Annotated in this window: 18 protein-coding genes; 9 read left to right on the plus strand and 9 right to left on the minus strand. The window is 63.1% G+C overall.

Annotation, left to right across the window (positions count from 1 at the left end):
• Positions 1 to 300: a DUF7693 family protein gene (locus HU764_RS13980; protein WP_338109071.1), complete on the plus strand. Its 300-nt coding sequence runs from the start codon at positions 1 to 3 to the stop codon at positions 298 to 300.
• On the opposite strand, the gene HU764_RS13985 is transcribed toward HU764_RS13980, so the two are convergent.
• Both HU764_RS13985 and HU764_RS13990 read right to left on the minus strand, forming a co-directional pair.
• The gene (locus HU764_RS13985; RefSeq protein ID WP_186702697.1) at positions 273 to 887 is read right to left on the minus strand and encodes a 2-hydroxychromene-2-carboxylate isomerase; all 615 of its coding nucleotides are present in this window, start codon (positions 885 to 887) and stop codon (positions 273 to 275) included. The genes HU764_RS13980 and HU764_RS13985 overlap by 28 nt on opposite strands.
• A 28-nt stretch (positions 888 to 915) precedes the next feature.
• Positions 916 to 1,647 (minus strand): SDR family oxidoreductase, encoded by a 732-nt coding sequence (locus HU764_RS13990; RefSeq protein WP_186676482.1) that lies wholly within the window; start codon positions 1,645 to 1,647, stop codon positions 916 to 918.
• An 89-nt stretch (positions 1,648 to 1,736) separates the two neighbouring features.
• Between HU764_RS13990 and HU764_RS13995 the strand changes: the two genes are divergently transcribed.
• Together HU764_RS13995 and HU764_RS14000 are read left to right on the plus strand one after the other, a co-directional pair.
• Positions 1,737 to 2,300, plus strand: a complete 564-nt coding sequence (locus HU764_RS13995; RefSeq protein WP_186702698.1) for a TetR/AcrR family transcriptional regulator — start codon at positions 1,737 to 1,739, stop codon at positions 2,298 to 2,300.
• On the plus strand, positions 2,287 to 2,880 hold the full coding sequence (locus HU764_RS14000) for an eCIS core domain-containing protein (protein ID WP_186676476.1): 594 nt from the start codon (positions 2,287 to 2,289) through the stop codon (positions 2,878 to 2,880). The genes HU764_RS13995 and HU764_RS14000 overlap by 14 nt, the downstream gene beginning before the upstream one ends.
• A 195-nt stretch (positions 2,881 to 3,075) precedes the next feature.
• Here the strand turns inward: HU764_RS14000 and HU764_RS14005 are convergent, their stop codons facing one another.
• Positions 3,076 to 4,068, minus strand: coding sequence for a bile acid:sodium symporter family protein (locus HU764_RS14005; protein ID WP_099429524.1), 993 nt, complete (start codon positions 4,066 to 4,068; stop codon positions 3,076 to 3,078).
• 119 nt (positions 4,069 to 4,187) lie between these two features.
• On the opposite strand from HU764_RS14005, the gene ampC reads away from it, so the two are divergent.
• Both ampC and HU764_RS14015 read left to right on the plus strand, forming a co-directional pair.
• Positions 4,188 to 5,330 (plus strand): class C beta-lactamase, encoded by a 1,143-nt coding sequence (ampC, locus tag HU764_RS14010; RefSeq protein WP_186702699.1) that lies wholly within the window; start codon positions 4,188 to 4,190, stop codon positions 5,328 to 5,330.
• Positions 5,331 to 5,654: 324 nt separating this feature from the next.
• Positions 5,655 to 5,987: a hypothetical protein gene (locus tag HU764_RS14015; RefSeq protein ID WP_186702700.1), complete on the plus strand. Its 333-nt coding sequence runs from the start codon at positions 5,655 to 5,657 to the stop codon at positions 5,985 to 5,987.
• Positions 5,988 to 6,033: 46 nt separating this feature from the next.
• Here the strand turns inward: HU764_RS14015 and HU764_RS14020 are convergent, their stop codons facing one another.
• The 6 genes from HU764_RS14020 to HU764_RS14045 form a co-directional block, all read right to left on the minus strand.
• The gene (locus HU764_RS14020) at positions 6,034 to 6,339 is read right to left on the minus strand and encodes a hypothetical protein (RefSeq protein ID WP_186676470.1); all 306 of its coding nucleotides are present in this window, start codon (positions 6,337 to 6,339) and stop codon (positions 6,034 to 6,036) included.
• A gap of 144 nt (positions 6,340 to 6,483) precedes the next feature.
• Positions 6,484 to 6,672 (minus strand): hypothetical protein, encoded by a 189-nt coding sequence (locus HU764_RS14025; protein WP_027594789.1) that lies wholly within the window; start codon positions 6,670 to 6,672, stop codon positions 6,484 to 6,486.
• Positions 6,673 to 6,811: 139 nt separating this feature from the next.
• Positions 6,812 to 7,132, minus strand: a complete 321-nt coding sequence (locus HU764_RS14030) for a YbjQ family protein (protein WP_027594788.1) — start codon at positions 7,130 to 7,132, stop codon at positions 6,812 to 6,814.
• Positions 7,133 to 7,193: 61 nt separating this feature from the next.
• A complete protein-coding gene (locus HU764_RS14035) occupies positions 7,194 to 8,081 on the minus strand; it encodes an EamA family transporter (RefSeq protein ID WP_085273494.1) in 888 nt (295 codons plus the stop codon).
• 141 nt (positions 8,082 to 8,222) lie between these two features.
• The gene (locus tag HU764_RS14040) at positions 8,223 to 8,978 is read right to left on the minus strand and encodes a class II aldolase/adducin family protein (protein ID WP_186702701.1); all 756 of its coding nucleotides are present in this window, start codon (positions 8,976 to 8,978) and stop codon (positions 8,223 to 8,225) included.
• Between the two features lie 41 nt (positions 8,979 to 9,019).
• Positions 9,020 to 10,063, minus strand: coding sequence for an ABC transporter substrate-binding protein (locus HU764_RS14045; RefSeq protein ID WP_186702702.1), 1,044 nt, complete (start codon positions 10,061 to 10,063; stop codon positions 9,020 to 9,022).
• A 177-nt stretch (positions 10,064 to 10,240) separates the two neighbouring features.
• Between HU764_RS14045 and HU764_RS14050 the strand changes: the two genes are divergently transcribed.
• The 4 genes from HU764_RS14050 to HU764_RS14065 all read left to right on the plus strand — a co-directional run bounded on the left by HU764_RS14050 (position 10,241) and on the right by HU764_RS14065 (position 15,215).
• The gene (locus HU764_RS14050; RefSeq protein ID WP_186702703.1) at positions 10,241 to 12,193 is read left to right on the plus strand and encodes an oxidoreductase; all 1,953 of its coding nucleotides are present in this window, start codon (positions 10,241 to 10,243) and stop codon (positions 12,191 to 12,193) included.
• A gap of 38 nt (positions 12,194 to 12,231) precedes the next feature.
• Complete coding sequence (locus tag HU764_RS14055) at positions 12,232 to 12,834, plus strand: cupin domain-containing protein (protein WP_186676452.1); 603 nt, start codon at positions 12,232 to 12,234, stop codon at positions 12,832 to 12,834.
• A gap of 38 nt (positions 12,835 to 12,872) precedes the next feature.
• Positions 12,873 to 13,928 (plus strand): GlxA family transcriptional regulator, encoded by a 1,056-nt coding sequence (locus HU764_RS14060; RefSeq protein ID WP_186702704.1) that lies wholly within the window; start codon positions 12,873 to 12,875, stop codon positions 13,926 to 13,928.
• 81 nt (positions 13,929 to 14,009) lie between these two features.
• Entirely contained in the window at positions 14,010 to 15,215 is a 1,206-nt protein-coding gene (locus tag HU764_RS14065) for an NAD(P)/FAD-dependent oxidoreductase (protein ID WP_186702705.1), read from the plus strand.
• Positions 15,216 to 15,264 lie beyond the last annotated feature (49 nt).

Raw genomic sequence — 15,264 nt, forward strand, 5'->3', positions numbered from 1 at the left:
GTGAACCGCCCAGGCACCGTGAACACACGGGCCGCGTATCAGCGCTTGCGTGACGCAGCCCTGGGCGTCCACCCCTTGCACATCACCGCCCAGCGGGCCGAAGGGCTGGTCGATGTGCTGATCGAAGGCTGGCAGTTGACCCTGGCCGTGGATGCCGAAGGCCTTGCTCAATGCGTCCAGTGCGTGGCCCCCAACGGTGATCAGGCCGGCCTTGAAGACTGGCACCGCTACGGCACCAACCCCACCGACCTGCTCAGCCTGTGGGAACGTACTCAGCTGGAAGCGCGCCTGGCCGGTTGACGCAGCGCGTCCTCGACAAAATCCAGGCGGTCTTGCCCAAAGAACATCTCATCACCGACAAAACAGGTCGGCGCACCAAATACACCGCGCGCAACGGCTTCCTCGGTGGCCTGCTTCAGGGCCGCCTTCACCTGCGCGTCGCCCGCCAGGGCAGTGAGCGCGGCAAGGTCAAAGCCGGCCTGTTCCAGCGTCTGCTGCAACACAGCCGCGTCCCCCAGGTTGCGTCGCTCGGCCCACAGGCCGTTGAACAATGCCCGCAACAGTGCCTCGAAGCGCTCCGGTGCTTGCAACTGTGTGCCGATTACACCGCGCATCAGCATCAGGGTATTCATCGGGAAGCCCGGTGGTAGCCCAAACGGCACACCGTAGCGCGCTGCGAAGCGTGCAAGGTCGGTAAACATGTAGCGGCCCTTGGCTGGGATCATTGCCGGCGAGGCATTGCCGGTGGCCTGGAATACCCCACCCAACAGCATGGGCCGATAATGCAGCGCCGCGCCATGGCGGTCACAGATACCCGGCAGCTGGGTCCACGCCAGGTAACTGGCGGGGCTGCCGAGGTCAAAGAAAAATTCGACGGTCTTGGTCATGGGTAGGGTCCTTGGTCGACGAGGGGGCTTACCAGCGTTCCATCCAGGGGCGCAGGTCCAGTTCGAATGTCCAGGCATCTCGCGGTTGGGCGTGGAGGAACCAGTAGCTGTCGGCAATATGGGCCGGAGCGAGGATGCCATCCTGGTCCTTGAGGGCGTAGCGCTCGGGGAAACTGTCGCGGATGAACGCGGTATCGATTGCCCCATCCACCACTACATGGGCGACATGGATATTGCGCGGCCCCAGCTCACGCGCCATGCTCTGGGCCAGCGCCCGCAGGCCATGCTTGGCACCGGCGAATGCGGCAAAGCCAGCAGCGCCACGGGTACCTGCAGTAGCGCCTGTGAACAGAATCGTGCCGCGCTCACGCACCGCCATCCGCCGTGCCACCGCCTGCGCCGTCAGAAACCCGGCAAAACAGGCCATCTCCCAAATCTTGAAGTATTTGCGCGGCGTTTCGTCGAGAATACTGCAAGGCACATTGGCGCCGATATTGAAGACAAACGCCTCGATCGGGCCGATATCACGCTCGATAGTCTCAACCAGCGCGGCCACCTCTTCCTCCTTACGCGCATCGGAGCCAAAGCCATGAGCCTGGCCGCCTGCGGCGCGGATCTCGTCCAGCAGCGGTTGCAGCTTGTCCGCCTGACGGCGAGTGACGCAGGCCACGTAGCCTTCCCGCGCGAAACGTTTGGCGATCTCGCCCCCTGTGGCATCCCCCGCGCCGATCACCAGCACTACTTTTTGTGGTTGAGTCATGTGCGCCTCTTTGGTGAATGATCGTTTAGTAAACGAACGCTATGTTATGATCGCCCCCATCGTCAAGCCAAGCGTGCAGAGGCTATGGAATGCGCTATACCAGCGACCACAAGCAACAAACCCGCGAAAAGCTGCTGGCCACCAGCGGTGCACTGGCCAAACGCGGCGGTTTTACCAGCACTGGCGTGGCTGGGCTGATGAAAGCCATCGGGCTGACCGGCGGTGCCTTTTACAATCACTTCCCTTCCAAAGATGACCTGTTCACCGAAGTCGTTCGCCAGGAACTTTGCAACAGCCCGCTGGCGCGCCTGGCCAACCAAGGTGCCAGCCGCGAGCGCCTTGGCCGTTGCCTGCAGCAGTACCTGAGCCTGGCCCACCTGCACAATGCCGAAGGGGGCTGCCCTTTGCCCCCGCTCGGGGTGGAAATCGCCCGGGCAGATCAACCGGTGCGTGAGGTGGCCGAACATTGGCTGGTCGAGCTGCACAACGCCTGGAGCACAACACTGGAGGATGAACAACTGGCCTGGGTGTTGATCAGCCAATGCGTCGGTGCGTTGCTGATCGGGCGCATGCTCGCCAGCGAAGCCGTGCAGTCCGAAGTACTCGATGCCAGCCGCAGCTTCGTCGAAAAGGCCTTGAATGAAAGCCGTTAACCTGTTGCTTGGCTTGTTTTTGAGCGTGCCCGTGTTTGCTGAACAGACCTGCCCTCCGGGCCAGTACCAAGTCTGCCTGATGGGCTGTTTCTGTGCGCCGGTCGACCCAGGCCAGGCCGGGCAGATCCTCAAGGACGTCGAAACCATGGCCTCAACCAGCCTGGCCTACGCGTTGCGCCAGGCCCGTGACGAAGCCAGCGCCAGCGGCAGTGAGCCGATCCCGCTACACATCCGCGCCCAGCTCGAACCCTGGTATGACTTTGCCGTGCTCGATGCCGCGCGCTTCAGGGTTGGTGATGAACAGCAGATGAGCGCAGCCAACGCGATGCTGCAAAACCCCGATGTGAATGCCGTGACACTGATCGACACGATCATCTTCCGCCATGCCAGCGATGCTGAAGACAATGTGGCGCTGTGGGCGCACGAGCTCAAGCACGTGCAGCAGTACCAGGCATTAGGCATCGATGAGTTCGCCCGGCGCTACACGCGTGACTTCAATGAGCTGGAAGGCCCGGCCTACAAGATAGAGGCGGAAGTTGCCAAGGCGTTAAGAGCGCGCAGCTCCGGCCAGGCCCGGTGATGTGACAAAAAACCTCAAGAACAAAACATAACTACCTGACTTAGTAGATATTTGTTGAAGATTACAAGGTCCGAGCCTGCGCAATTACCTGTGGGAGCGGCGGTGCGGCGGTCCGACTTGCCCGCGAAGAGGCCGGAACACGCACCACAAGACAGTTGCTCTCACACAGTCAGCAGTAGGTATTCCCCTTGTCTATCAGGACGATACAGGGGCCTTCTCACCCACATCCTCACGGCTGGCATAACGCTGTGCCAGCACCGCGCACACCATCAGCTGGATCTGATGGAACAGCATCAGCGGCAAAATCATCGCGCCAATGCCACTGCCCACAAACAGCACCTGAGCCATCGGCACGCCGGTCGCCAGGCTCTTTTTCGAACCGGCGAACAGAATGGTGATGCGGTCTTCAAGGTCAAAGCCCAGCACCTTGCCAAGGAAACGGGTGCCATACAGCACCACCGCCAACAAAATCCCGCAGACCACGAACAGCCCCGCCAGGTGCTGTGGCGATACCGTGTGCCACAGGCCCGTCACCACCGCTTCACTGAACGCGGTGTACACCACCAGCAGGATCGATCCCTGGTCCACGACCTTGAGCCAGCGCGCGTTGCGCTTGACCCATGCGCCGATCCAGCGGCGTGCTATCTGCCCGGCCACGAAGGGCACTAGCAGCTGCAGGGTGATTTTCAGTACGGCATCCAGCCCCGACCCAGTGTCACCGCTGGCGCCCAACAACATCATCACCAGCAGCGGCGTGAGGAAGATGCCCAGCAGGCTCGAAGCGGCAGCGCTGCAAATGGCGGCCGGCACGTTACCGCGGGCCAGGGAGGTGAACGCGATGGCTGACTGCACAGTGGCCGGCAACGCACACAGGTACAGCACGCCCAAGTACAGCTCGTTGCCAACCAGCGGCACGAACAGCGGCTTGAACGCCAACCCCAGCAAGGGGAACAGTACAAAGGTGCAGGAGAACACTAACGCGTGCAGGCGCCAGTGCCCGGCCCCGGCGATGATCGCTTCGCGCGACAACTTGGCGCCGTGCAGGAAGAACAGCAGGCCGATGGCCAGGTTGGTCAGCCAGCCAAAATACACTGCACCGTCACCTGAGCAGGGCAGCACGGTGGCGATCAGCACCACCCCGAGCAGCGCCAGGGTGAAATTGTCGAATAACATCCGCAAATACTTCATCACAGGTTCCGTCTTGTCATTGTGCAAAGGCAGACGATAAGGTCTGCGGCTTTTCTTCGCTAACGCCGGAACCCCCACAGGTGTCGATGAACGGACACAACCCCACAAAGGACCTGCCCATGTTGCTCCCTCGCCTGGCCGCACTGGCTGCTGTCATCACATTCGCCATGGGCCACGCAGCCGCTCAGGCTGACGACACGCTGCAAGCACGCGTCGACCCCCTCATTCGCACACTGATGCAGGAACAAGGCATCGCCGGCATGGCCGTGGCGGTGTACGCCCACGGCCAGGCGCACTATTTCAACTATGGCGTGGCCAGCAAGGCCGAGGGCACGCCGGTTACCCAAGACACCCTGTTCGAGGTCGGCTCGTTGAGCAAGACCTACACGGCTACCCTCGCTGCCCTGGCCAGCGCCGAAGGCAAACTGGACCTTCAGGCCCCGGCAAAACGCTATCAGCCCGCACTGGCTGGGGTGCCACTGGGGGACGCCAGCGTGCTGGAACTGGGGGCCTACAGCGCCGATTGCCTACCGTTGCAGTTCCCCGATGAAGTGCAGACGCCGCAACAGGTCGTGGACTTCTTCCGCCACTGGAAGCCTCGCGCCGCGCCGGGCACCCAGCGCTGCTATTCCAACCCGAGCCTGGGCCTGTTCGGCGATTTGGCGGCACGCGCGCAACAGCGCCCCTTCGCGGAGCTGATGAGCCAGGGCCTGCTGGTGCAACTGGGCCTGAAACACACCTACCTGCAAGTGCCCGCCAGCGCCCAAGGGCTCTATGCCCAAGGCTACGACGCAGAAGACCGCCCGGTACGCGTCAGCCCAGGCCCTTATGCCGATGAAGCCTATGGCATCAAGACCAGCGCCAGCGACATGCTGCGCTACGTGCGCCTGCAGATGCAGCCAGACGGCCTCCCCGCTGCACTGCAAAACGCCATTGCAATCACCCATAAGGGCTACTTCCAGGTCGGCGCCATGACCCAAGGCCTTGGCTGGGAGCATTACCCTTATCCGGTTGCGCTAGGCACCCTGATCGATGGCAACAGCCCTCGCCTGATCCGTGAACCTCAGGCCACCACCCGCCTCGTCCCTGCCAGCCCTGCCCCGCGTGAGGCCTGGTACAACAAGACCGGCGCAACCAGCGGTTTTGGCGCGTACGCCGCTTTTATTCCTGCCAAAAACATGGCCGTGGTGTTGCTGGCCAACCGTAATTATCCGAACGAAGCCCGCGTGCGTGCGGCCTTCCAGATTCTTGAGGGGCTTTGAAGGCTGCGGCCGGTTTTACGCCGGCCAGCGCTTGGATTGTCGAACAACATGACAAAAATGTAGTGAGTAAAAATATTCACTACAAAACTGTTGACGCCGTTCATCGCGCTTGGGCATGATTGAGTCGTCTCCCCGATCGGGAGCGGTGGCAAGGGTGTTCCAGACGGCTTGCGCGGTAACGCAGGCCGTCCGTGGAGAGGGAACTGTCCAAAAGGCAGCGTGTGAAAGCCCCTGTTGCGATGCTGCTGTAGCAGCCTTGGTAGTGCGCTACACCGTGGTAGCGCCAACTGTGAAAATCACCTACGAATGGGTAATGGGGGCTTTATGATGAACTTGAACAACAATCCCACAATCGACCAATTGGCCCAGCTGTTCGCCGTGCGCAAGGACAGCCTCGACGACCATCTGCTGTGGGTCAGCCAGACCGGTGAGGTGCGTCTCGACCGCCTGCCACCGAACACCATCGAATCTGAATTCGAAGAGCACCTGCCCAGCATGCGTGCACGCTTCAAGGTCTACCGCCGTGGCCAAGGCTACGTCGGCAAGAAGGCCGCTGCCGACACCGAGTTCGTTGGCCGCGTGCTGCAGACCCTGCAACAAGAATGGCCCGCCGCCCGTGAGCGGCAGGCAGTCAAGGTGATCGAACCGCTCAACTGAGTGGCTACCCGCACCCTCAAGCCCGGCCCCAAAAGGCCGGGCTTTTTCATGCGCGCTTGCGCGGTTGCGCCACGGTTGGCAGCGGCAAGGCGCCGGTAGCCAGTGCCCGGGCCCGCTCGACGCCCCAGACCAGCGCACGGGTCATGGTCTCGCCAGGGCGCGAGGGGTAATACTCTTCCAGCACTGCCCGGCCATTGCCGGCGTACACACCGAGGAACAACTGGGTGGCGCCGAGGCGCGACAACCGCACCTGCACATCCAGCGTGGTGCCGTCACTGAGTGCTTCATCGTGGCTGCGGCTGTGCAGTTGAGCGTCGGCCCACTGCCAATAGGTCTCTTCCCTGACTCGCATGAGCGTTCAATCTCCGTTTGCTGAAATGCCGCGCCAGAAAACCACATCTTCGCAAGGCCTGCGAGCGCAACCCAGCGATGCCATGAGCGGCGTCAACGAATGGCAATAAAAACCCCGCCGTTTGGCGGGGTTGCTGGAGCGGGATCACTTTTTCAGCGGAACCCGCGGCATGAAGCGGCCCTTCTTGGTGCGCTGCAGATGTGCAGGCTGAAGCTGTTCCGAATCATCCAGCGTCATGTTGGCGAAGCCCAGACGGAATGCCGACTGGCCGCAACGCACCTGGCTGTTGATCGGGAATGCGTCGTTCAGGTCTTCAAAAAAGGATTCGCTCATGCCCAGTCTCCCTCCAGTGGTGGTCGCGCCGGCAAGCAGATGTATTGCCTAGGTGAACGCGGCCGGTAAAAGTGAGACTAGCTGGTCATTTGCAGACTGCCCGGCCAAACGCTTTACCCCCGACCAGTGGCACATGGCCTTACTTCAGGCGGACTGCCGTGCCAGTGGCGAACACCACCACCATGCCGCCCTGCACCGATGGCATGCTGATTTCGAAATCCACACCGACTACGGCATCAGCATTCAACTGCCGTGCGCGCGCTTTCAACTCTTCGGTAGCCTGTTCGCGGGCCTCGCGTAGTGCGCTCTCCAGGGTTTGTGAGCGGCCACCGAAGAAGTCGCGGAAACGCGCGAAGAAATCCCGCACAAAGTTGATGCCCTGCACGGACTCAGAACTGACGACGCCCAGGTAGTCGGCAATCGGACGGCCTTCGAGCTGGCTGGTGGTGGAGATGATCATGAAAGTGCTCCGTTGGCCTGGCGAAAAGCGCCAATTCTAACAGAGCACTGGCAGCCCGGCGTCAGGAGACGCTGGCCGCACGTAACCGCTGGCCGATCTTCGCGCCAAACACATTCACCAGCAGCCCGACCATCACCAGCAACGCGCCCCACCCCTGCAACATGGTCAGGCGTTCCCCCAGCAACCAGGCCGAGGAGCTCAAGCCAATCACGGGGACCAGCAGCGAGAATGGCGCGACCTTGCCCGCCGGGTGGCGCGACAACAGCTTGCTCCACAGGCTGTAGCCGAGCATGGTGGCGACGAATGCCAGGTAGGCCAACGCCAGTACCGAGTTCCAACCGATGTTGGCCAAGGCATGGCCAATGCGCTCAGGCCCTTCCAGCCACCACGACAAAGCCAAGAATGGCAACGGTGGAATCAGCCCGCCCCAGATCACCAGTGCCACCAGGTCGACCGACCCGAAACGCCGCGTGATGATGTTGCCCACGCCCCACATCGCGCCCGCGCACAGGGTCAGCAACAGCGCAAGCATCGGCACATGGCCGCCGTCTTCACTGCCGATCAAGGCCAACCCGCTGGCCGCCACCAGCAGCCCCAGCAGGCTGGCAAGGCGCAACCGCTCACCCAGGAACAACGCAGCGAAACCCAAAGTGAAGAATGCCTGGGATTGCAGGATCAACGACGCCAACCCCGGCGGCATACCGCTGTACATGGCCTGGAACAAGAAGGCGAACTGCCCCAAGGAGATCGTCGCGCCATAAGCGATCAACCAGCGCCAGGGCAGCTTGGGCCGCTTTACCAGCAACACCGCCGGGAAGGCCACCAACAAGAAGCGCAACGCCCCCAGCAGCATCGGCGGCAGGCCATCCAGGCCGACCTTGATGACCACGAAGTTGACTCCCCACGCAACAATCACCACCAGGGCGATCAGCAGGTCCTTGAGCGGCATTGCGACATCCTTCTTCAGGCTTTCTAGACATATTTCGTTACAGCATAAGGCTATTCCTTTTCCAGGGACCAGCACAGTTAGGGCGCAGGGTTGCGCAACAGTGTCACTGTTGCAGTCTTCATACGCCGTGGCATTCAACCATCAGTCGCGGTAACCCGGCGCCCCCCGCTCCAGCATCCGCAGCAGCGCGCCCCACGCCAGCCCCACTGCATCCGGGTCCGACAGTTCGCCCTGCTTCAAGCCCTTCAGTGGCGCATTGAACTGCTGCTCGGTACGCTCACACACGGCGGCCGGCGGCAGGATCAATTGCCCGGCACTCTGCGCCGCCAACTGGATCTCGCAGGCTTTTTCCAGGTAGTACATGCGCAGGAAGGCTTCGGCCACAGAACGCCCGGTGGTCAGCAACCCATGATTACGCAGGATCATCACCGGCCGGTCACCCAGGTCGGCCACCAAGCGCTGTTGCTCATCCAGGTCCAGGGCGATGCCTTCGTAATCGTGGTAGGCAACCTTGCCATGAAACTCCATGGACATCTGGTTGACCGGCAGCAGGCCACATTCCAGTGCCGCCACCGCACACCCGGCCCGGGTGTGGGTGTGCAGCACGCAGTGGGCGTCTTCGCGAGCCGCATGAATAGCACTGTGGATGACGAACCCGGCCGGGTTGACCGGGTGTGGGGTCGCCTCGACTGGCTGCCCATGCAAGTCGATCTTCACCAGGCTGGAGGCTGTGATCTCGTCGAACAGCAAGCCGTAGGGGTTGATCAGAAAGTGGTGCTCCGGCCCAGGCACGCGCAGCGAGATGTGCGTGAAGATCAGGTCGCTCATGCGAAAGTGAGCGACCAGGCGGTAGCAGGCCGCCAGCTCCTGACGCAGGGTCTGTTCGGTAAGGGTCATTTCTCGTTCGTCCTGTTAGAAAGGCAGCTGTGAACACTAGGCTATTTGGTAGCCCAAGCATTGAATCGCTGCTCCAGCTCTTCGCCATGGTCGACCCAGAACGCCACGTTCATCGCCAGCGCCCCCTGCAGGTTCTGTGGCGAGGTTGGCACCCAGCCGGCCAGCGCCGGGGCGAGCCTGGCCGCTGCCTGGGTGTTGGTGGGCCCATAGGGGATCTGCTCGACGTAACGCACCTGGGTATCAGGCTGGTTGGCATAGGCGATCAGCCGCTTGGCCTGGTCGACATGCCGCGAGCCCTTGATGATCGCCCAATAGTCCATGCCATACAGGCTGCCCGGCCAGACCAAGGCCAGCGGGCTGCCCTGCTGCGCTGCCACCGCGATGCGGCCGCTGTAGGTAGACGTCATCACCACATCGCCGGCAGTCAGCCACTGGGCCGGCTGGGCACCCGCGTCCCACCACTGGATATAGGGCTTGAGCTCAGTGAGTTTGGCAAACGCGCGGTCGACCCCGGCTGGCGTTGACAGCACCGTGTACACGTCCTCGACCTTGACCCCATCAGCCAGCAAGGCGAACTCCAGGTTGTACACCGCACGCTTGCGCAGGCCACGTTTGCCTGGGTACTTGCTGACGTCCCAGAAGTCGGCCCATGAAGCCGGGGCTTGAGCCAGCTTGTTGCGGTCGTAGGCAATCGCCACGCTCCACACCAGGGCGGCAGAACCGCAGTCCTGCGCGGCATCCGGTATCAGCTCGGCGGCATGGCCCAGGCGCTGCCAGTCCAGCCGCTCATAGATGCCCTCCTCACAGCCGCGCATCAGGTCGGGCCCCTCGATCTGCACCACGTCCCAATCGACGTTGCCGGTATCGGCCATGACCTGGATACGGGCCATTTCGCCGTTGTATTCGCTCTGGATCAACTTGCTGCCGTCCTGGGCACTGAAAGGCTTGAAGATCGCCTCGTCCTGGGCTTTCTGACCGGCGCCGCCATAGCCGACCACGACCATCTGCGGCGCAGCGTGCGCACTGCCCAAGCCAAGGGCCAGAAGCGCTGCGCAAAGGTGGGTTGTGCGAGGGAATGCATGCATCGAGGTTGCCTCCTGCCGGTGCCCAAGGGCCCGATTTCTTGTTGTTGTGAGGTCACGCCCTCACCAGTGAGGGTGAAGAAAACCTAGCCGCGCACCAGTAAAAAAACAAGTTGATTTTTTACTGTCGGTACACTTTCATAAACAAAACAAGAACAACACCGCACCGGAGCCGCCCGTATGCAAACTGCCTTTCCCCACCTGTTCGAAGCCTTGCAGATTCGCGGCAAACGGCTGAAGAACCGCATCATGTCCACGGGCCACGACACGTGCCTGCCCACCGACAACCTGGTCAACGACAAGCTCATCGCTTACCAGCGAGACCGCGCCGCCGGTGGGGTTGGCCTGATCGTGCTGCAGGTGGCCGGTGTGCATGACAGCGCCCGCTACACCTCCCACGTGCTGATGGCCACCGACGATGCCTGCATCGACGGCTACCGGCGCCTGGCCGAGGCCTGCCATGAACACGGCACCGTGGTGCTGTCGCAGCTGTTTCATCCGGGGCGGGAGATCATGGAATCTGCCGACGGCTTGCTGGCAGTGGCCTATTCGGCCTCGTCGGTGCCCAACGAGCGCTTCCGGGTGATGCCGCGCGCGCTGGACCAGCCGATGATCGATGACATCATCCAGGGCTATGCCAGCGCCGCCCGCCGCCTGCACCAGGCGGGGCTGGATGGCGTCGAAGTGGTCGCCAGCCATGGCTACCTGCCTGCGCAGTTTCTCAATCCGCGGGTCAACCTGCGCACCGATGGTTACAACGGCGGCCTGGAGCAGCGCCTGAGGTTTCTGCGCGAAGTGTTGGCGGCGGTGCGCGCAGCCACCGACGAACACTTTATCGTCGGCCTGCGCATCAGCGCCGACGAGCGTGACAGTGAAGGCCTGAGCGAAGACGAGTCGCTGGCGGCCGCCGAAGCGTTGCAAGGCCAGCTCGACTACCTGCACATCGTCGCTGGCACCTCGGCGTCCCAGGGGGGCGCGGTGCATATCGTCCCGCCCATGGCCATCGAGCCAGCCTACCTGGCGCGCGAAGCCGGTACGTTCAAGCAGCGCCTGGCCATTCCGTTGTTCGTTACTGGGCGCATCAACCAACCCCAAGAGGCCGAGCTGATCCTGGCGCGTGGCCAGGCCGACGTGTGTGGCATGACCCGCGCACTGATCTGCGACCCGCTGATGCCGACCAAGACCGAGCATGGCCGGGTTGAGGACGTGCGCGCCTGCATTGCCTGTAACCAGGCATGCATCGGGCATTTTCACCGCGGCCTGGCGATTTCCTGCATTCAGCGCCCAGAAACCGGCCGCGAACTGCAGTACGGCCAGATGACCCCCACCCCAGCCCCCAAGCGCATCCTGGTTGCAGGCGGCGGCCCCGCAGGCATGAAGGCGGCCGCCGTCGCCGCCGCGCGCGGCCACCACGTCACCCTGTATGAGGCCGGCCCGCAACTGGGTGGCCAGGTGCTGCTGGCGCAACTGCTGCCCCGGCGCAGCGAATTCGGCGGCGCCAGCACCAACCTGCAACGGGAAATGGCCTTGGCCGGCGTGGAGGTGGTGCGCAACACGCGGGTCGACCGCGCACTGGTCGAGCGCGAGCGGCCCGACCTGGTGATTGCCGCCACCGGCGCCACGCCCTACTGGCCGGCATTCGAACGCGCCGGCGAACTGCAGGTAGTGGATGCCTGGCAAATCCTGCGCAACGAGGTCACCCCAGGGCGCTCGGTCTTGGTCATCGACTGGCGTTGCGACTGGATCGGCCCGGGTATCGCCGAGCGACTGACGCGCGAAGGGCATCAGGTGCAATTGGCGGTGAACGGCACCCATTGCGGCGAGAACCTGCCGCTGTACGTGCGCGATCAACTGGCTGGCGAGCTGCACCGCCTGGGTATTCCCATCACGCCCTACGCCCGCCTCTATGGCTGCGATGACAACAGCGTGTACTTGCAGCACACGGCCAGCGGCGAACCGATGATCTTCGAAGGCATCGACACCTTGGTGCTGTGCCTGGGCCACCAGCCAAATGACACCTTGGCTTCGGAGCTGGCCGGCCTGGTCAACGTTCGGCGCATCGGCGACTGCCTGGCACCGCGTACCGCCGAGGAGGCGATTCACGATGGGCTGACGGTTGCCTGGGCACTCTGAGGCTGTACATACTGCCGTTTTCCGACGGACCGACGTGCATGAGCCAACTCCCGCAGCCCCCCTCCGCCACCGACGACGGCAACGCCGCGCCGCAGTTTCTGGGAACCCGCATCCGCGGCCTGCGTAAGCGCCGCGGCATGACCCTGGCGGAGTTGGCCACACAGAGCGAGCTGACGGCCGGCTACATCAGCCAGTTGGAGCGCAACCTCTCTTACCCGTCGATCCCGGCACTGTTCAACATTGCCCGCAGCCTGGGTGTGACCATCCAGTGGTTCTTTGCCAGCGAGGCCAGCACTGCACCGGAGGACCAGGGCTACGTGGTACGCCGTAACAGCCGCCTCAGCGTGCATTATGAGGACGGCATCGTCGACCAACTGCTTACACCCCAGCCCAACCGCCAGCTGGAAATGCTTCACTCGCGCTTTCCACCGGGCACCTACAGCCAGCAGAGCTACAGCCATGACGGCGAAGAGGCAGGGTATATTCTCAGCGGCAGTTTTGAACTGTGGGTGGGCGAGCGCTACTTTCAGCTGGGCGAAGGCGATAGTTTCAGCTATTCCAGCCAGGAGCCGCATCGCTATGGCAACCCTGGGGATGTGGATGCCGTGGTGATCTGGGTGATCACGCCACCGACCTTTTGAGCCCGCCAAGCGGTCACTTTTGATCAGGCCATCCGCCAATGACTGAACACGCCCACCAGCTTGAGCCTGCGCTGCAACCGGTCGACCACCCTCGCGTCGTGGTCTTCGTCGCCTATCCGCACATGGGCCTGCTCGACCTCACGGGCGCCCAGACGGTGTTCTGGGCCGCCACCAAGGCCATGGCCGAACGCGGCCGACCAGGCTATCGGGTACACACCGCCAGCCTTGACGGCGGCCTGCAGCAAACCGCTGAAGGCCTGGTGGTGGCGACAGAAACCTTGGACACCGTGATGGCACAGGTAGTCGACACGCTGATCGTACCCGGCGCCCCGGACATCATCCGCACCCTCCCCGACCACGCGCCGCTGGTGGCCTGGCTGCGCCGCGCCGCCGTGCAGGCCAGGCGCACAGCCTCGGTGTGCAGCGGCACATTTCTGCTGGCCAGCGCCGGTTTGCTCGATGGGCGCCGCGCCGCCACCCACTGGGCCATGTGCGAGGTACTGCGCCGCGACTTCCCAGCGGTGCAGGTAGACCACGAGTCGATCTTCGTTCAGCAAGGCGCGGTGTGGACCTCGGCCGGGGTCAGCGCCGGCATCGACATGGCCCTCGCCCTGGTCGAACTGGACTGCGGCCGTGAAGTGGCGATGCAGGTGGCACGCGAGTTGGTGGTCTTTCTCAAGCGGCCCGGCGGCCAGGCGCAATTCAGTGAACTGCTCAAGCTGCAGGGGCGCGATTGCAGCGAGTTCGAAGCCCTGCACCTGTGGCTCAACGAACACCTTGGCGACCCGCGGCTGAGCGTCGAACACCTGGCCGAACAGGCGCACATGAGCCTGCGTAACTTCACCCGGGTGTACAAGCTCAAGACCGGCCGCACACCGGCCAAAGCTATCGAAGTGTTCCGCCTGGAAGCCGCGCGGCGCCTGCTGGAAAGCGTCGAAAGCCCTATCGAGCAGGTCGCGCGCCAGTGCGGTTTCGGCAACGAAGAACGCATGCGCCTGGCCTTCCAGCGTCATCTGGCGGTAACACCGCGTGACTATCGCGCCCGTTTTGCACGCTCTGTTTCGTTGGCCGAAATTCAGGGTTCTTTGACCTAGGGCGTTACGCTCGTCGCTCGTAACATCGGTCTCCTCAAACACGGGCTACCTTGAGTACCCGGACATTCCAGGAGCACAACGATGAAGAATATCCTGATCATTGGCGCGGGCTTTGCCGGCCTCTGGAGCGCCCTGAGCGCTGTTCGCCAGCTGGACTTGAACGGTCGCAATGATGTCGAGGTGACGCTGCTCGCGCCCCAGGCCGAACTGCATGTACGCCCGCGCTTCTACGAACCTGAAGTACATACGATGGCCGCGCCGCTGGAGGCGCTGTTTGAGGCGGTGAACGTGCGCTTTGTGCAAGGCACGGCCTTCCACATCGATGAAGCTGCCAGGCGCGTACGCTATCGCACGCAAAGCGGTACCGAGTGCGAGCTGGGTTATGACCGCCTGATCATGGCCTGCGGCAGTGTGCTCAACCGGCCGGACATGGTCGGTATCGAGCATGTTTTCGATGTCGACAAGATCGACAGCGCGGCGCGCCTGGAGGCGCACCTCAAGTCCCTGGCTAGCCTGCCGGACACACCTGCCCGCAACACCGTGGTGGTGGCCGGGGGTGGCTTCACCGGCATCGAGACTGCCACCGAGTTGCCGGCGCGCTTGCGCAACATCCTTGGTGAGCAGGCCACACTGCGTGTGGTGGTCATCGACCGTGGCGCCAGGATTGGCGCAGCCTTGGGTGATGGCATCCGCCCCGCGATCGAGCAGGCATCCGAGGCTTTGGGGGTGGAATGGATCTGCGGCGCAACCGTGGCCTCGGTGGACCCCGACGGCGTCCTGCTGGATAACGGCCAGCGCATCGATGCCAATACCGTGATCTGGACGGTGGGGTTCAAGGCCAACCCATTGACCGAGCAGATCAGCGGTGACCGAGACCGCCAAGGTCGGCTGCACGTGGACGGCAACCTCAAGGTCAAGGGTAACGACGCGGTCTACGCGGCAGGCGACGTTGCTTATGCCGCCTGCGACGAGGTTGGCAACTATGCGGTGATGTCTTGTCAGCATGCGATCCCGCTGGGCCGCTACGCCGGCAACAATGCCGTGGCCGAATTGATCGGCGTGGCACCGATGACCTACAGCCAGCCCAAGTACGTCACCTGCCTCGACCTGGGCGCCTGGGGCGCAGTGTATACCGAAGGTTGGGAGCGCAAAGTATCGCCACCGGAAGACAAGGCAGAGGCCAAGGTGCTCAAATCGCAGATCAACACGGTCTGGATCTACCCACCGGCCGCGAACGATCGTGCGGCGGCGCTGGCCGCGGCTGACCCGACGATCCCGGTCGCCTGACACAGCCGAATCGCCGGCAAGCCGGCTCCCACAGGTACAGCGCCAGGAC

This window comes from Pseudomonas kermanshahensis (assembly GCF_014269205.2).
Classification (GTDB): domain Bacteria; phylum Pseudomonadota; class Gammaproteobacteria; order Pseudomonadales; family Pseudomonadaceae; genus Aquipseudomonas; species Aquipseudomonas kermanshahensis.